At 37.3% G+C, this 17607-nt stretch carries 18 protein-coding genes; 4 read left to right on the plus strand and 14 right to left on the minus strand.

Features of this window, described 5'->3' with window-relative positions:
• Positions 1-89: 89 nt before the first annotated feature.
• The 9 genes from ACR65M_RS15120 to ACR65M_RS15160 all read right to left on the minus strand — a co-directional run bounded on the left by ACR65M_RS15120 (position 90) and on the right by ACR65M_RS15160 (position 9059).
• Positions 90-1391, minus strand: a complete 1302-nt coding sequence (locus ACR65M_RS15120) for a pyrimidine-nucleoside phosphorylase (protein WP_341330977.1) — start codon at positions 1389-1391, stop codon at positions 90-92.
• Positions 1392-1431: 40 nt separating this feature from the next.
• Positions 1432-2244, minus strand: coding sequence for a purine-nucleoside phosphorylase (locus tag ACR65M_RS15125; RefSeq protein WP_440273712.1), 813 nt, complete (start codon positions 2242-2244; stop codon positions 1432-1434).
• Between the two features lie 2 nt (positions 2245-2246).
• Positions 2247-3440, minus strand: a complete 1194-nt coding sequence (deoB, locus tag ACR65M_RS15130) for a phosphopentomutase (protein WP_341330975.1) — start codon at positions 3438-3440, stop codon at positions 2247-2249.
• Positions 3441-3733: 293 nt separating this feature from the next.
• Positions 3734-4624: a site-specific tyrosine recombinase XerD gene (gene xerD / locus ACR65M_RS15135; RefSeq protein WP_341330974.1), complete on the minus strand. Its 891-nt coding sequence runs from the start codon at positions 4622-4624 to the stop codon at positions 3734-3736.
• Between the two features lie 6 nt (positions 4625-4630).
• Positions 4631-4858, minus strand: a complete 228-nt coding sequence (locus tag ACR65M_RS15140) for a YqzK family protein (protein ID WP_309101073.1) — start codon at positions 4856-4858, stop codon at positions 4631-4633.
• Positions 4859-5136: 278 nt separating this feature from the next.
• Entirely contained in the window at positions 5137-5607 is a 471-nt protein-coding gene (gene fur / locus ACR65M_RS15145; RefSeq protein ID WP_099360602.1) for a ferric iron uptake transcriptional regulator, read from the minus strand.
• 114 nt (positions 5608-5721) lie between these two features.
• Complete coding sequence (gene spoIIM / locus ACR65M_RS15150; protein WP_341330973.1) at positions 5722-6369, minus strand: stage II sporulation protein M; 648 nt, start codon at positions 6367-6369, stop codon at positions 5722-5724.
• Between the two features lie 964 nt (positions 6370-7333).
• Positions 7334-8500: an endonuclease Q family protein gene (locus tag ACR65M_RS15155; RefSeq protein WP_440273713.1), complete on the minus strand. Its 1167-nt coding sequence runs from the start codon at positions 8498-8500 to the stop codon at positions 7334-7336.
• Between the two features lie 7 nt (positions 8501-8507).
• The gene (locus ACR65M_RS15160) at positions 8508-9059 is read right to left on the minus strand and encodes an NUDIX hydrolase (RefSeq protein ID WP_341330971.1); all 552 of its coding nucleotides are present in this window, start codon (positions 9057-9059) and stop codon (positions 8508-8510) included.
• Between the two features lie 89 nt (positions 9060-9148).
• Here ACR65M_RS15160 and mciZ point away from each other — a divergent pair, with 89 nt between their 5' ends.
• Both mciZ and ACR65M_RS15170 read left to right on the plus strand, forming a co-directional pair.
• Positions 9149-9292, plus strand: a complete 144-nt coding sequence (mciZ, locus tag ACR65M_RS15165; protein ID WP_440273714.1) for a Z-ring formation inhibitor MciZ — start codon at positions 9149-9151, stop codon at positions 9290-9292.
• 99 nt (positions 9293-9391) lie between these two features.
• The gene (locus ACR65M_RS15170) at positions 9392-10315 is read left to right on the plus strand and encodes an aldo/keto reductase (RefSeq protein WP_440273715.1); all 924 of its coding nucleotides are present in this window, start codon (positions 9392-9394) and stop codon (positions 10313-10315) included.
• Between the two features lie 33 nt (positions 10316-10348).
• Here the strand turns inward: ACR65M_RS15170 and ACR65M_RS15175 are convergent, their stop codons facing one another.
• From ACR65M_RS15175 to ACR65M_RS15190, 4 genes are all read right to left on the minus strand, one after another.
• Complete coding sequence (locus tag ACR65M_RS15175; protein WP_440273716.1) at positions 10349-10597, minus strand: YqkE family protein; 249 nt, start codon at positions 10595-10597, stop codon at positions 10349-10351.
• 90 nt (positions 10598-10687) lie between these two features.
• Positions 10688-11344, minus strand: coding sequence for a CoA transferase subunit B (locus ACR65M_RS15180; RefSeq protein ID WP_440273717.1), 657 nt, complete (start codon positions 11342-11344; stop codon positions 10688-10690).
• 13 nt (positions 11345-11357) lie between these two features.
• Positions 11358-12047 carry a CoA transferase subunit A gene (locus tag ACR65M_RS15185; protein WP_440273718.1) on the minus strand — a complete coding sequence of 230 codons (690 nt, stop codon included), beginning with the start codon at positions 12045-12047 and terminating at the stop codon, positions 11358-11360.
• Positions 12048-12059: 12 nt separating this feature from the next.
• Complete coding sequence (locus ACR65M_RS15190; protein WP_440273719.1) at positions 12060-13247, minus strand: acetyl-CoA C-acetyltransferase; 1188 nt, start codon at positions 13245-13247, stop codon at positions 12060-12062.
• A 166-nt stretch (positions 13248-13413) separates the two neighbouring features.
• Between ACR65M_RS15190 and ACR65M_RS15195 the strand changes: the two genes are divergently transcribed.
• Positions 13414-14313 (plus strand): hydroxymethylglutaryl-CoA lyase, encoded by a 900-nt coding sequence (locus ACR65M_RS15195; protein WP_341330964.1) that lies wholly within the window; start codon positions 13414-13416, stop codon positions 14311-14313.
• A 56-nt stretch (positions 14314-14369) separates the two neighbouring features.
• Entirely contained in the window at positions 14370-14498 is a 129-nt protein-coding gene (locus tag ACR65M_RS15200; RefSeq protein WP_440273720.1) for a hypothetical protein, read from the plus strand.
• 44 nt (positions 14499-14542) lie between these two features.
• Here the strand turns inward: ACR65M_RS15200 and ACR65M_RS15205 are convergent, their stop codons facing one another.
• Positions 14543-17602 carry an efflux RND transporter permease subunit gene (locus tag ACR65M_RS15205; protein ID WP_440273721.1) on the minus strand — a complete coding sequence of 1020 codons (3060 nt, stop codon included), beginning with the start codon at positions 17600-17602 and terminating at the stop codon, positions 14543-14545.
• Between the last annotated feature and the right edge of the window lie 5 nt (positions 17603-17607).

Genomic DNA, 17607 nt, shown 5'->3' on the forward strand with positions numbered 1-17607 from the left:
AAAATAGAAAAAGGTGAGTTTGAGCGTGCTCAAACTCACCTTTTTCATTATTCGAAGCTAGTTAATGTCCCAGCCTCATCAATGTAAATTTATGAAATTTTATCAATGATTAATGTTGGTGCTGTTACTGGATTTTGTGAGATCAAGATACTCTCTGAAAGTTTCTTTTTAATCTCATCAATATTTTCAAAATTACTATGAATGGTTACTAAGCTTTCGCCTTTTGATACTTTGTCGCCAATTTTCTTTCGAAGTACAAGCCCAACAGCTAAATCGATAGATGATTCCTTCGTTGCTCTTCCAGCACCTAAAAGCATCGCCGCTGTTCCGATAGAATCAGCAATAATCTCTGAAACATATCCTTCTGATTCAGCTTCAAATTCAAATTGGTATTTTGCTTTTGGAAGTTTATCCGGTGAATCTACGACAGATGGATCTCCACCTTGTGAAGATAAAAAAGTTTTAAAGGATTCTAGTGCTTTCCCATTTTTAATGGATTCCTCAAGCAAGTTTCTAGCTTCTTCAAGAGTGTTCGCTTTTTTTGCTAGTACCACCATCTGGCTTCCTAAAACGAGGCAAAGCTCTTGTAAATCATCAGGACCTTCCCCTTTTAGCGTGTCGATCGCCTCTTTAACCTCAAGTGCATTACCAATTGCAAACCCAAGCGGTTGGCTCATATCTGAAATAATTGCCATCGTATTGCGGCCTACATTATTCCCGATATCAACCATTGTTTTTGCTAATTCCTTTGCATCGTCCAAATCCTTCATAAATGCACCTGCACCTGTTTTTACATCTAAAACAATTGCATCTGCTCCAGCTGCAATTTTCTTACTCATAATTGAGCTTGCAATCAATGGAATGCTGTTTACAGTAGCTGTAACATCCCTTAGCGCATATAACTTTTTATCTGCAGGTGTTAAATTCCCACTTTGACCGATGACAGCTACCTTATTTTGGTTGACAAGACGAATAAATTCTTCATTATTAATTTCTACATGAAAGCCTGAAACTGATTCTAATTTATCTATCGTTCCACCAGTATGTCCTAAACCTCTTCCTGACATTTTTGCAACTGGAACCCCTACTGACGCAACGAGTGGCGCAAGCACCAATGTGGTCGTATCACCTACACCACCCGTGCTATGCTTGTCAACTTTGATCCCTTCAATTCCTGAGAGGTCAATTGTATCACCAGACTGAACCATTGCCATGGTAAAATCTGCTTGTTCCTGCTTTGTCATTTCCTTAAAAAAAACAGCCATCGTAAAAGCACTCATTTGATAATCAGGGATTTCACCATTTGTATATCCGGAAACAACAAATGATATTTCTTCTGATGTCAATTCCTTACCATCACGTTTTTTTTCGATTAGATCTACCATTCTCATTGTTTTCACCTTTTTCTATTCTCTATTTTTATTAGCTGATCTAGATTTTTTTTACAATCTGTTTTACTAGTGATAAAAAGTCAGTTTTTACTTTTTCTGTTGTTTCAATTACTTCATCATGGGTTAGCGGTTGATCTAAAATGCCTGCTGCCATATTTGAAATACAGGAAATTCCTAGTACTTTTAAATTGGCATGACGTGCAACAATTACCTCAGGAACTGTTGACATCCCAACGGCATCGCCTCCAAGTGTGCGAAGCATTTTAATTTCTGCAGGCGTTTCATAAGATGGACCAGTCATACCAACATAAACGCCTTCTTTGATTGATATATTCAATTCATTTGCCACTTCTTTTGCAATTGTCCTGAGTTCCTTTGTATATGCTTCAGACATATCTGGAAATCTTGCTCCAAACCTTGTATCATTTGGCCCAATTAATGGATTTTGACCAAAATTCAAATGATCCGAAATAATCATTAAGTCGCCTGGTTGAAACGATTCATTCACTCCTCCTGCGGCATTTGTAACAACTAGAGTTGTGACACCTAACTCTTTCATAACGCGAACAGGAAATGTGACTTTATCTAGACTATAACCTTCGTAAAAATGAAATCGTCCCTGCATGGCTACAACTGATTTTCCTTGTAATGTACCAAATACGAGTTGACCGGCATGCCCCTCAACAGTAGACACTGGAAACTCTGGAATTTGGTCATATGCCACTTTAATTGGATTTTCAATTTCATCCGCCAAAACACCAAGTCCTGAGCCTAGTATCAACCCAATTTCAGGTGTATTAGGGCTTTTCTCTTTTAAAAATTGTACAGATTTATCAATAACGTTCATATCCATTCTTATTTTCCTCCATTAATTTCTTGTAGAAAGCTTTTTCCATGTTTAGGTGGTGTTACATTAAAATTATCCGCTACTGTTGCACCAACATCCGCAAACGTTGAACGTAATGGTAATTCCTTTCCACCATCCATTTTTTTGTTGTAGACCAGTAAAGGCACATATTCTCGTGTATGATCTGTTCCAGTATGAACCGGATCGTTTCCATGGTCTGCTGTGATAATTAATAAATCGTCATCAGTAAGTTTTTCAAATACTTCCGGTAAACGGGCATCATACTCCTCCAAGGCTTTTCCATAGCCTATAGGATCCCTACGATGTCCAAACAATGCATCAAAATCAACCAAATTGACAAAGCTCAGGCCTGTAAAATTCATATCAAGTGTTTCAACTAATTTATCCATTCCATCCATATTTGACTTTGTTCGTAGTGATTGAGTGACTCCTTCACCATCATAAATATCTGATATTTTTCCGATTGCAATCACATCAAACCCACTATCACTTAATTCATTCATTACAGTTCGTTCAAACGGCTTTAAGGCATAATCATGACGGTTTGATGTTCTCGTGAATTGACCAGGTTCCCCAACAAATGGACGAGCGATGATGCGTCCTACCATATATTTTTCATCTAGTGTTAATTCACGTGCAATTTCACAAATTTTATAAAGTTCATCTATCGGTACTATCTCCTCATGTGCTGCAATTTGTAAAACTGAATCTGCAGAAGTATAGATAATTAATTTCCCAGTCTTCATATGCTCTTCACCGAGTTCATCAAGAATTTCGGTACCCGATGCTGGTTTATTCCCTAAAATTCCGCGCCCTGTACGTTTTTCAATTTCATCTAATAGCTCTTTTGGAAACCCCTCAGGGAAGACCTTAAATGGTGTTTCGATATGTAAACCCATGATTTCCCAATGTCCTGTCATTGTATCTTTTCCATTTGATGCTTCTTGCATTTTTGTATAATATGCAAGTGGCTCGTCTTGTACAGGTATTCCCTTAATTTCTCTAATATTACTTAGGCCAAGCTTTGCCATGTTAGGCATATGTAAACCATTCATTTTTTCCGCAATATGTCCAAATGTATCTGAACCTTCATCACCAAATTTTTTTGCATCCGGCGCTTCTCCAATTCCAACAGAATCCATGACAATTAGAAATATTCGCTTATATGTATAATTAGACATGTAAATCCCTCCCAAATATATTCTATGTTGTATTTTTCCCTTCTAGCTTCAAGTTACTCATTATTTCATACATGCACACATGTCAGAAGTCTGACATCTCAAAGTATACGTGTGAGAGTATGTATTTTCAAGTAGATTATGAGTGTAATAGTCAAATTGATAACATTATTTTAACAAATGTCCCTATTCTATAAAAATTATTGTTTTTAAATATAGAGTGATTTACGCTCCTGGTACTCTCTTGCCGCAACAATCCGTAACAAAAAAAGCTAGACAATTTGTCTAGCAATCTACTATGCACGAGGATGATATGTTTTATAAACATCCTTAAGCCGCGTTTTTGTAACATGAGTATATATTTGCGTGGTTGAAATATCTGCATGTCCGAGCATCTCTTGCACAGCTCGTAGGTCTGCACCATTTTCCAAAAGATGCGTCGCAAATGAGTGACGAAGGGTATGTGGTGTAAGTTCTTTTTCAATTTGAGCTTCTTTAGTAATTTTCTTTAAATTTTTCCAGAATCCTTGTCTTGTCAAGCGATTACCATGATGATTCACAAAAAAAGCGTCCGTTTTTTTCCGTTTCACTAGTTGAGCACGACCATTATCTAAATAAGCTTGTAATGCCTTTGTTGCAACACTTCCAAGCGGGACAATTCGCTCCTTATTCCCTTTTCCAAGACATCTGATGAAACCCATTGATAAATGGATATCGGCTAGATTTAAGTTTATGAGTTCACTAACACGAAGACCTGTCGCATATAAGAGCTCAAGCATTGCCTTATCACGAATACCAAGTGGGTTGTCCAATTTAGGTGCATCTAACAATGCCTCTACTTCAGAAATATTTAATACCTTTGGTAATTTGCGTTCTGCTTGCGGCGTTTCAATCTGTTCAGTAGGATCATGGTCAGTTATTTTATCACGAAATAAAAATTTATGAAATGACCGTATCGACGCAATATTTCTAGCCAACGTTCTTGAAGAATTCCCTTGTTCTTTTAAATGCTTCAAAAAATGAATAACATGAAGACGATTTACATCATTAAAGGCAGTAATATTTTCAACCTTGGTTACATACTGATAGTACTTTTTTAAATCTCGTTCATAGGACTTTACTGTATTTGTTGCAAGTCTTCTTTCGACAACTAAATAATGCAAATAATCCTTTAGTTGATCTTCCACTGGTCTCTACTCCCCATTTCGGTAAAAAAACAGTAATCTGTCTAATAGGCCTTCCTCTTTTTCTTCAATCATTGAGGTTGCCTTCACTGAGGAACCTTCTGGCTCATCATATTTGTGATAATTTTGATATTCCTCATTAATCCATATAATACCATAATAAAAAAGAATTGTGCATCCAGTAAACAATACAAAAACCTTTAACGTATCATATACAACACGAAACCATTGTCTCATCTAGTAATCCTCCAATCAAATACGCCTTGGCATATTTGCGCCCAGATTTCGAGTTACTCAATAAACTTTCTTTGAAAATCCGAAGCATCCACCGAAGGCCTTAACTTTTTTCAGGCAAATATAAAATCCGGCTGAATAAGTTAATACATTTGTCTATTAGAAGATATGCCAATTTTACATGGTTTTATACGTGCTTATCCCATTTTTTCTAATTTCTTTAACATCCTAGTAAATTATGAAAATAAAAAAACCCCTCTCCTCTAAAGGAAAAGGGTGCTTTATTCGAGATTATCAGTTTCTTCTTTAGTCTCTTTATCATGACAACGATGACAAATTCCATGGAAAGTTAATCGATGGTCCTTAATGATAAAGTTCCAGTTCTTTTCAACAATTTCTTCAACGTTCTCAAGTAAATCCTCTTGAATTTCGTCAACAGCACCACATTCGATACATACGAGGTGATGATGGAAATGTGCTGCTCCTTCTTGGCGAAGGTCGTATCTAGATACACCATCTCCGAAATTTATTTTATCAACGATTTTTAATTCTGTAAGTAATTCAAGTGTCCGATATACAGTTGCTAAGCCGATTTCTGGCGACTTTTCTTTTACAAGGAGGTAAACGTCTTCGGCACTTAAATGATCTTCTTCATGTTCAAGCAGTACCCGAACGGTCGCCTCACGCTGTGGTGTAAGCTTATAGCTAGACGAATGCAACTGTTTCTTTATTCGATCAATCCGATTTTCCATGTAAAACTGCCCCTCCCTCGCCGTTACTTCATTATTATACCAGAAGAAGGGGCACTGTCCAAATAAAATAATTATAAATAACAAAGAATAATTATTTTCATTTAATATTCATTCTTACTTATTTATTACATCTATTACCTCTTTCATTAGTACTGGTGAAGCAAATGCCTCAACAGCCGATGCAATTAGAATGACAAAACTAACGGCGACCATTAGGATTGAATATCGTGTAAGTAATTGTAATACAGGCTCGTTCATTCGTTTCATAAATTGCTGGCGAATCATTTTTAATGAGAATGAAACGGCAATTGTTCCTACGATAATAAATGTTGGGATGATTAATAAGTTTTGTGGTAGTACGGCAACAAATGATAAGAGAAATCCGCTCCAGTCCATTTGATTGACGAGAAAGCCAACTGTAAAACCAACGACTACCCCTTTTAAGAATAAGAGAATAAGAATAATTGGTAGACCGATGATGGAGATTCCCAGTATCCACATAAGTCCCACATATTTCAGATTATGAAGGAAGCTTTGTTTGAACATATCGCCTGAATTGGCATAAGTTCCTTCAGATACTTCTCCAAAAAAGCGGCTTAAGTAGAAAAAGAGATCTTCTTTTTGACTGAAATTTAAACTATTTACAACAATTGCTCCAAATATGACACCCATTAGGAATAGTACAGAAATAAATAAATATATGGATGAATGTTCCCGAAAATGGCTAGCTACAATTTTTTTATAGGGCTGTTGCTTTCTCATCTATCGTTCCTCCTATCAATCTTCTACTAGATTCTATGAGGAAAAATAGACTTCTATGACAACTTGCCAAAAGTATTTCTAGTAAATCGAAAATTTATAATTAAAAAATCAGCACGTAAAAAGGAATGTGTTTGCTTAGTATAGATTGCTAGAATAAAGTGTCTTCAAGTTCAAGAAAGGTAGAATGATTTAAAAAGAACAAAATGTTAAAATTTTCCACTATTGTATCGTTTTTTAAGTAAATAAGCGAGAAAATCATACGTAAAAAAGGATTGCGTATGCTTTTATATTAATTGGCAGCATGAAGTCATTCTCAATATCCATAAAAAGGGAATAGTGATTTCAAAAGTGATTAAATATGTGAAAGATTATCCACTTGTGTATTGTTTTTAAGTAAAAATGCGATAAATGCATTCGTAAAAAGGGAATGCGTATGCTTTTAGATAGATTGACAGTATGAAGCCATTCGCAAAATCCAAAAAACGGGAATAGTGAGTTCAAAAGAGATTGAATATGTAAAATTTATCCACTTGTGTATCGTTTTTAAATAGAAAAGTGATAAAAGCATTCGTAAAAAGGGAATGCGTATGCTTTTAGATAAATTGACAGTATGAAGCCATTCGCAAAATCCAAAAAACGGGAATAGTGATTTCAAAAGAGACAAAGAATGTAAAAACTATCCATTTGCGTATTGATTTTAATTAGAATGGCGATAAATGCATTCGTAAAAATGGAATGCGTATGCTTTTCTATAGATTCGCAGTATGAAGTCATTCGTAATATCCATAAAAATGTAAAACAGACGACTATTACGTTCCTTGAGAATACAAAATACCCTTATTCGCACGACGACAACAGCTATCGTCAAGTTGCTAATAAGGGTGCTAATTACATAACCATTTTGTGACTGTATTAAATACTATGCAGTAACAACGTTTCTACAAAATAACCGATAGACTCCCTTTTAGGAGTCAACTTTTCCATATTTTCCGCCTCCGCCTGATTTTAGACGAAGTTTTCCTTCTCTAGCTTGAATGATAATATCGACGATCTGGGCTTTGACGACACGTCTAAGTTCTTCTTCGGGAACCTCATGAAGGATGGCCATCTCTGTTTTAAAATAATCTCTAAGTTTTTGTAAGGTTTTCGGTCCTAACCCCGGAATAAATTCGAGCGGTACCTGGTGTACATATGGAGGTCGATTTGGATTTGATTTATCCGTGTTTTTTAACTCCCGAAGCCTATCAAACACCCCTTTGACAAACCCTTGATGACCGCAGCTAGGACACACCTCAGCTGTTACATCCTCAATTATGGTTAAACATTTATCACATGTTGTTTTATGGTATTTCCCTAATAAAGGATCTAACCCATAATTCGCAACAACTTCCCTTCCATCTTGTTGATGGAGCACAAGCCTTAGTTCTTCAAAAGTAGGCTCCTTCATTTTCATAATCTGATATTCTCTAGCAATCTTCGGTAACGAATGAGCATCTGAATTAGAAACAAAAGTGAATTGATGCAATTCTTTTATTTGGTCAGCCATATCTGTATTCGAGCTCAATCCGAGTTCGATTCCATCAATTAAATTCTCATCAAATACTTCAGTTAACGATTGTTTCACTCCTCGACCATACATACTTTTATAGGGTGTGAATACATGTGCAGGAATAAAAATTCCAGTTAACTCCTTAACCTTACTTTGCAGTTCTCTAGCTCCTACATATATTCTTTGCGAGCTTAAGGTTATGTTTTTCATTCGTTCAGATAGCCAAACCGAAAATTCTTTCATTTTTTCAATCGTTGGCATAAAAGCGAGAACATGGATAGGTCCTTTACAATTCTCATCATAGATTTCAAGCTCACTTCCCAAAATGAGGGTAACATTCTTAAAGCGCAGTCCGCCTTCCTCATAGGGATACACTTCTCCACTTTCGATTAATGTTTCGAGCTCCCCAATGACTTCTGGAACATGGCAATCAATTACACCTATCATATCCATTCCTTTGATTTCGGTGGATTCATGAAGGATATTTCCAATTGTAAGTGATTTAGCACCCGTAATTTTTACGGGTCTACCCGAATTCGTTCTCCCAATATGGATATGGAGATCTACATAATAATTGTTCATCTTTAGCTTATTCTCCTAATGCTTGTTGTAATTGTAGGTACTGCACTGCATAAGCTGTTTTAGCATCATAGATTTTCTTTTCACTTAAAAGCTCAAGGGCTTCTTCCAATGATACCTCAAGGACGTCGACAAATTCATCTTCATCCAAGCTTGCTGGATTTTCAATTTTCTTTAAGTCTTTCGCAATAAAAAGATGAACCAATTCATCTGCAAAACCCGGTGATGTATAAAATGAAATTAAAGGTGTCAATGTTTCACAATCATAACCCGTTTCTTCTTCTAATTCTCTTCTAGCAGTAATTTCAGGTGCTTCGCCTTTTTCAAGTTTTCCAGCAGGAATCTCAACAATCACCTTATCAAGTGCTTTTCGATACTGTTGTACCATCACAATTTTCTTTTCATCCGTTATTGCAAGAATTGCAACGGCTCCTGGATGTTTAATAAGCTCTCTTTTACTCGTATGTCCATTAGGCAACTCTACCTCTTCTATATGTAAATCAATAATCTTTCCTTCAAAAAGCACTTCCCTCTTTATTGTCTTTTCTACTAAGTGATCCATTTCGCCAGCTCCTTGTTCTACTAAATCATACTACTTCATACATTTTAGCATAGTTCTTTTCTTATTTTAAAAGTTCATAGGGGGTTGCTATGAAAATTGTGATTGGTGAAAATCGTGTAGCTTTAGTAGGAAAGTCTTGGGAAATTCGTGCAAAACTTAAGGAATATAGCCGTTCCTACCGAACTGTTCAAGAATGGATTAATCAAGGAAAAGGAAATAAAGAGAAAAAATAAGCCCACGATACGTCCCCTTCATATCATTTGTAGTTCTGAAATGAAAAGGATAAGATATGACTAGATGATAGAAGGAAACTAAATCTTGGAGGGGACAGTATGGAAAAAAGAAGAATTGGCACTTCCGATTTATATGTGAGTAAAATCGGGCTAGGCTGTATGTCTGTTGGAACAGAGGAAAAAAAAGCGCTACAACTGATTGAATCCGCATTAGATATGGGAATCAACTATTTAGATACAGCTGATTTATATGATCAAGGGCTTAATGAGGAATTTGTTGGAAAAGCCATAAAGCAGAAAAGACAAGAGATTATACTAGCCACTAAAGTGGGAAATCGATTTGAGGAGGGGAAAAAGGGATGGTCCTGGGACCCTTCAAAAAAATACATAAAATCTGCTGTTAAGGATAGCTTGCGACGCTTGCAAACTGATTATATTGATCTCTACCAGCTCCATGGAGGAACACTGGAAGATCCTATCGATGAGACCATTGAAGCATTCGAAGAATTAAAACAAGAAGGTGTCATACGTTATTATGGAATCTCCTCAATTCGTCCGAATGTAATACGAGAATTTGTTACAAAATCATCCATTGTAAGTGTAATGATGCAATATAGTATTCTAGACCGTCGCCCAGAAGAGCAGATACTTCCTTATCTAAATGATCATCAAATTAGTGTAGTAGCACGTGGTCCAGTTGCTAAAGGGATACTCACCAATCGTCCATTAGAAAATGCTAGTCAAAGTATGAAACAAAATGGATATCTTGATTATGCTTTTGAAGAGCTTGAAACTGTAATTTCGAGTTTAAAGTCCGACTTAGCAGTTGATCGTTCTTTAACCCAAGTTGCATTGCAATATTGTTTGTTTGACGAAACTGTTGCTTCAGTTGTTGCAGGTGCGAGCTCCCTTGAACAAATCAAAAATAATGTAGCAGCTGCAAATTCGACACCTCTTACAGCTGAACAGGTTCAGAAAATTAGAGACCTTACAAAAGCATCAATTTACGATCAACATAGATAAATGTATACCCCCACAGTTCCTGTGGGGGTATTATTATTTAAAATCTGACCATTTAAGGCTACTTTCTTCCAATAGTTCCTCAAATGATTTATTCTTTTCTCGTTGTCTACGTTCTTCTCTTTGTCTTTCAATCGCCTCTTCTTGTTTCTTTTGCTCTTCTTCCTTTAACTGCTGTTGAGTATTTTTTAGTTTCGAAACAATATCCTCATTTAGTAAATCTCCAAGACTTAGCTTTTCATCTTTTTGCTTTTTAACAGATGGCTTTTGTTTCTTTTTAGCCATATTATTCCCTCCATCCGTCAACCATTTCACAGCTATTATATCATAAAAAGGTGAATTACCGCTCGGTGGCTACTCGCCAATATTTCTATACTAATACGCGTTTAGGATAACGCTATCACTAACTAGAAGATCGGGCTCTGTAGAAGCCTTTATATCTTCAACCGAAAAACCTTTAGCCACCTCTACTAATTTTAACCCATTTTCTGTTACATCGAGTACGGCACGATCTGTAATAATCCGATTTACAACTCCTTTACCGGTTAAAGGAAGTGTACATTCTTTGAGGATTTTCGCGTCTCCTTTTTTATTTACATGATCCATTATCACAATGATTTTCTGAGCCCCGTGTACGAGATCCATTGCTCCGCCCATTCCCTTAATCATTTTGCCTGGGATCATCCAGTTTGCTAGGTCCCCTGTCTCTGAAACCTCCATTCCGCCAAGAATAGCAATATTAATATGCCCCCCGCGAATCATCGCAAATGATTCTGCACTGTCAAAATAAGCTGCACCAGGAATAGCGGTGACGGTTTCTTTTCCGGCATTGATTAAATCAGGGTCAACATTTTTTTCTGTTGGATATGGACCAATCCCAAGTAACCCATTCTCTGATTGGAGTACAACCTGTTTATTTGAAGAAATATAGTTTGCAACAAGGGTTGGCATGCCGATTCCAAGATTTACATAAAAGCCATCTTCAATTTCTTTTTCAGCCCTCTTCGCAATCTTTTCTCGAGTATTTGTCAAAGCCTACTCCCCCTTATTTAGATAATGTTAATCGTTCAATTCGCTTCTTTTGTTCACCAACAATGAGCCCTTGGACATAGATACTTGGTGTGTGAATCCTATTCGGGTCAAGTTCCCCTATCTCATAGAGCTCTTCGACCTCAGCGATTGTAACCTTACCGGCAGCGGCCATCATTGGGTTAAAATTTCGAGCTGTTTTGTTATAGATCAAATTCCCCATTTTATCTGCCTTTTCGGCACGGACCAGGCTGAAGTCTGCTATGAATGATTCTTCTAATACATATTCTTTTCCATTAAATATTCGGGTTTCTTTTCCCTCAGCAATAGGTGTTCCTACTCCTGCAGGTGTATAAAATGCAGGAATCCCCGCCCCACCAGCTCGTATCTTTTCAGCCAGTGTTCCCTGTGGGACAAGTTCAACCGCAAGTTCGCCTGATAATGCCTGTCGTTCGAATTCTTTGTTTTCACCAACATATGAACCTATCATTTTTGAAATCTGTTTGTTTTGTAAAAGCAGTCCAAGACCCCAATCATCAACACCGCAGTTATTTGAAATTACGGTTAAGTCCTTAACCTCAGACTTGGCCAATGCTAAAATTAAATTTTCTGGAATCCCACATAAGCCAAATCCACCAACCATTATCGTGGAACCGTCCTTGATTTGCTCTACAGCTTCCTGAAACGAGGAATATATTGGTTTCATTAGTACACCCCACTATTCAATATTTTCAACAATTGTTGCAACACCTTGACCGCCGCCAATACATAGGGTCGCTAATCCATAGCGCTCATTACGGCGCTTTAGTTCATGAATAAGAGTGACGAGAATTCTCGCACCACTAGCACCGATTGGATGTCCAAGGGCAATTGCTCCCCCATTTACATTTAAAATATCATGGTTAAAATGAAGTTCGCGGTCAACGGCAATTGACTGGGCAGCAAACGCTTCATTTGCCTCAATTAAATTCATATCACTAACGCTTAATCCAGACTTTTCCATCACTTTTTTCACTGCAGCAACTGGTCCAATCCCCATTATACTTGGGTCAACACCGACATTTCCGTTTGCTTTAATGGTGACTAATCCTTTAATACCGAGTTCCATCGCTTTCTTCTTACTCATGATAACGAATGCGGCTGCTCCGTCATTTATTCCTGATGCATTCCCAGCGGTTACAGTACCGTCCTTTTTAAATGCGGGACGTAAATTCCCTAATTTTTCAACAGTAGTACCTGCTTTAGGGTATTCATCTGTATCAAAGACAATGCTATCTTTTTTACGTTGTGGAATTTCTACAGGCACAATCTCTTCTTTAAATTTCCCTGACTCAATTGCCGCTACTGCTCTTTCCTGGCTCCTTGCTGAGAAACGATCCTGTTCTTCTCTTGTAATCTCATATTTATCACATAAATTTTCTGCCGTAATTCCCATATGATAATCATTAAACGCGCACCATAACCCATCGGAAATCATGCTATCAATCATTTTTTGGTCGCCCATTTTAAAGCCATTTCGTGCTCCCTTTAAAAGATAAGGAGCCTGACTCATATTCTCCATCCCGCCAGCCACTATCACATCCGCATCACCCGCTATGATTGCCTGTGTCGCTAAGTGCACAGCTTTTAATCCAGAACCACATACCTTGTTAATTGTCATTGCCGGTGTTTCCTGTAGTAACCCTGCTTTTATCGCAGCCTGCCTTGCTGGATTTTGTCCTACTCCAGCTTGCAGAACATTCCCCATAATGACTTCATCTACAAGCTTTAAATCAACACCTGCCTTTTCCAATGCTCCTTTAATCACGACAGCACCCAGATCTGGGGCTGAAACAGATTGCAAACTCCCTCCAAAACTACCAATCGCCGTTCTGACAGCGCTTACAATTACAACTTCATTATTCATATCAACATCTCCCTTTACTATTACGTTTTATGTATTCATTACCATATATATTTCTTGATTTTTTTCGAAATACCTCTTATTTTGTCTAATTTCCTATAATTCTTGCTTTCCACGAAATGCCTCTAATAGAATAAGAGTAAGAATAAGTTTTGCTGGAGGGTTGTATATGCAATTACCTGAGCAAGTCACGATTATTGAAGTAGGACCAAGAGATGGATTGCAAAACGAAAAAAGCTTAATACCAACTGAAGTAAAAATTGATTTTATTCACAAACTAAAACTTGCAGGCCTACAAGAAATGGAGCTTACCTCATTTGTCTCACCAAAATGGGTGCCACAAATGAAGGACGCAAAAGAAATTATTACATCATGCTTAGACAGTACTCGAAATATTGTTCTCGCGCCAAATCGCAAAGGTATTGAAAGACTTTACGATACAAAGTGTAAAGCCGTTGCTGTTTTTGTTGGTGTTAGTGAAAGCTTTAATAAGAAAAATATTAATAAAACAACAACTGAGAGTATGGAGGAACTAAAACCTGTTATTAAGGAATTAAAATCAAAAGGTTATTTTGTTCGTGCCTGTATCTCGACCGCCTTTTATTGTCCATATGAAGGAAAAGTGGATGAAGAAGCTGTTTTAAAGCTATGCTCTACATTTGTCCAATATGGTGTTGATGAATTAAGTGTTGCCGACACGATAGGAAAAGCAACTCCAAAAGATGTTTTTTCTCTTTTTTCAAAGCTAAAAAAAGAGCTATCAAATATACTAATGACTGCTCACTTCCATGATACGCGCGGGATGGCACTTGCAAATGTGATAGCTGCTCTCCAAGCAGGAGTTAATCGTTTTGACACATCAGCTGGTGGATTAGGTGGGTGCCCGTTTGCACCCGGGGCGACTGGCAATGTTGCCACTGAAGATGTTGTGTATATGCTTGAAGAGATGGGGATACAAACAGGCCTTGAACTTTCAAAACTTGTAGAGGCTGTTGATGTCATTAAACCCTATCTGACCCGTCCTATCGAAAGCAAGTATTACAGGTTACAGTCTGCTAACCAGGAATAATTTGTTTGAAAACTCCACAACCTATTGATGAAATTTCAGGAATGGAGTGTTTATGATTGGCAAAACGAGAAAAAGGTCGTTCTCAAAAAGGTAAACCGAATGCTGATACGACAAACAATACAATGGCTGCTGAGGAAATGGAAAAAGCCATTCACCCCAGAAACCGCCAAAATTCAGAGCAATAGCAAAATCCCCTGGTCTAGTTTAAATGCACTGACCAGGGTTTTTTTTAGATTTTAGGTACTATTTCTGCCTTTACCTTAGCTTTCGATCGTACTTCACTTCTTTCTTTACGAGATTCCGTTGACTTTGAAAATGAAAACAATCGGTAAACAGCAGGAATTAAAAACAATGTAATTAGAGTTGCAAATGAAAGTCCTGAGATTATGACGGTTGCCATTGGAGCCTGATAATTCCCAGAGGCTCCGGATTCAAGGGCAAGTGGAAGCATACCACCAACTGTTGTCAAGGTTGTCATAAAAATCGGTCGAATCCGATCATTGCCAGCTCCTATAAGAGCTTCTTGAATCGTATTGCCTTCCTTTCGCAGTTGATTTGTTCTATCGATGAGCAATATGGCATTATTCAAAACAATACCAATTAGCATAATAATCCCCATTCCTGAGATAAGGTTTAATTCCATTTTTGTTATAAACAATCCTAAAATCACACCAATGATTGTAATCGGAATAACGGACATGACAAGCAATGGGTGCCCAAAGTGGTTAAATTGAACGGCCATCACCAAATAAATGAGAAAGATGGAAATCGCAAATACAAAAATCATATCCGTCATTAATTCTTGCTGTTGCTCTAAATCACCACCAGCGGTAAGCGTATACCCAGTAGGTGTTTCAAAACTTTCAATTATTTTTTGAATATCCCGATTCACAGCCCCGAGATCACGGTTCTTAATATCTGCTGAAATCGTAACAAGTCTTTCCCCATCTGAATGAATAATCTCATTTGGTGTTTGAACACTTGTAAGCTTTATATATGAAGAAAGTGGTTCTTCCCCCCCATTAATAGACATTTTCATATCCAGTAAATCCGCTTTTGTAGCAGGTGTTTTTTCCCAGCTAAGAGTTAAAGGCATTGTTTCATCCTGGTTTTGCAACGTGCCGACCGGTATTTGAATAAAGGATTCTTCAATAAATTGTTTAATTTGTGAAGGAAATAAGCCTGCCTTCTCAATTTCTTTTTCTTTTACCACTATCATTTGCTCTTCAGAGGTTCTTTCAATTGAATTTGTAATTGCCGAAACCCCATCTACTTTCTGAAGCTCATCAATGAATTTGTTTGAAATTGTTTGAAGTTGCTCAAAACTATCACCTTTAATATTTATTTGAACAGGAAACCCTCCACCGCCTGCCATCGCACTTTGAACTCCCAAAATTGGATGATCTTCCTGCATATCTCGTAACGCCTCAAGAATATTTTCATTTACTTCCTTTTGCTCAACCTTTATTTGGTTTCCCTTTGTCATATTAATAATGGTGTATAGCATGGATCCATTATCCATTACATAATTCGTTTCTACGTCTTCCACTTTCTGCAGTCTTTGATTTATTTCACTAACTACACTTTGTTTTTCTTCCAAAGATAAACCTGGTTCCAAGTCTACAGCAAGCTCTGAATAACGGTTCAACATATCAGGCATAATTGTCATCGGTATTTTCGTTACAAGAAATAGGGAACCGATTAGCATCAAGAGAAACAGTGTGATTACTGCAAAGCTATTTCTTTTCTTTCTAATCACCCAAGACACAACGTTACGATAGCCCCTCATCATAATTGAGTCTTTTTTCAATTTTGTTGGTCTTCTAAGCTTTAAAAATGTTTCAGATAGAGACGGAATCAATGTAAATGATATCACTACAGAACTTATTAAGGTTATTGCCACTACAGCTGACAGCATAATGACAAACTCCCCCATCTCCCCACCGATTAAACCAATTGGCAGGAAAACCACGATGGTTGTCAGCATAGATGCAATTACCGCCGAGGCTACCTCCCTAGTCCCCTCAATAACCGCTTCGAACCTACCCAAGCCAAGTTCCTTCTTCTTATAAATAGCTTCTAGGATTACAATAGAGGAATCCACCATCATCCCTATTCCTAGTCCAAGTCCAAGTAGTGTAAGCATATTAAAGCTATAATCAAACAGCCACATCGCTGTAAAGGTTAAAAGCACAGAAGAAGGGATCGTTAAACCGATAATAAAGGTTGCCCTAATATTACGTAGGAAAAGTAATAAAATGACAATGGCAATGATTCCACCAATTAAAATATTATCCTTCACTCCATCTATTGAATCACTGACATAATCCGCTTGGGCCACAACTTCATTTAATTCAAAATCCTTAACAAGATTTTCGTTTTGAATTTTCTTTACTTCCGCACGTATTGCTTTGGCCATCTCGATTTGTGTGACATTGGAAACGCGTCCGATTTGTACAAGAAGGAAATCTTGAGAACCGTTTTTCCATACATACGAATTATTTTCGAGTGATTGAATTGTTATGTTTGCAACATCCTTTAGCTGAATAAAACCATTTTGGATTGGAATCGAAATATTTTCAATATCCTTAATATTTTCCACCTTAGAACTCCATCTTAGGGAAGGTGAATCCTTGTCATTTTGTAATTCTCCTAAAGTTGCTTCACTGTTAGACTGTTGAACTGCCGTGATTATCTGGTTTACATCAAGATGATGCTCATGTAATTTTCCACGGTCCATTTTAATTGCAACCTCTTGCTCTTCTATCCCAGTAAGTAAAACGTCTCTCACCTCAGGCAAGGCTTCTAATCTAGGCGCTAAAATGTCTTTTGCAAATGCAGACATTTCTTCCATGTTTCCACCCGAAACATCCATAAAAAATTCATAGCTTTGACTCCCGCCATACTGACCCGATGTAACATCGGTAATTCTGGGATACTCTGACCTAGCAGATGCAATGGCTGATTCTACCTCTTTATAGATTTCTTCGCCACGCCCTGCTTCAAAGCTTAGATTTAGAGTAGTCCTACCGATATTTGTTGTTGACTGGACACCCTCCACTCCTTCTATTGCTAAGATCTTTTGTTCAATGGGGTTTGTTATGGTTCTTTCCACTTCAATTGCCGCCATTTCACCTGCGTAAATTTCAACAAAGGCTCCATCTAGCTTTACGGGAGGCATTAGCTCTTTGTCTACTTTTAATAGTGAATAGCTGCCAACTACAGTTACTAGAAAAATCATTAATGAAATCAGAATTTTCCTTTGTACAATAAATTTCAATAGCTTCAAAGTCC

It is taken from the genome of Ferdinandcohnia sp. SAFN-114 (assembly GCF_059415045.1).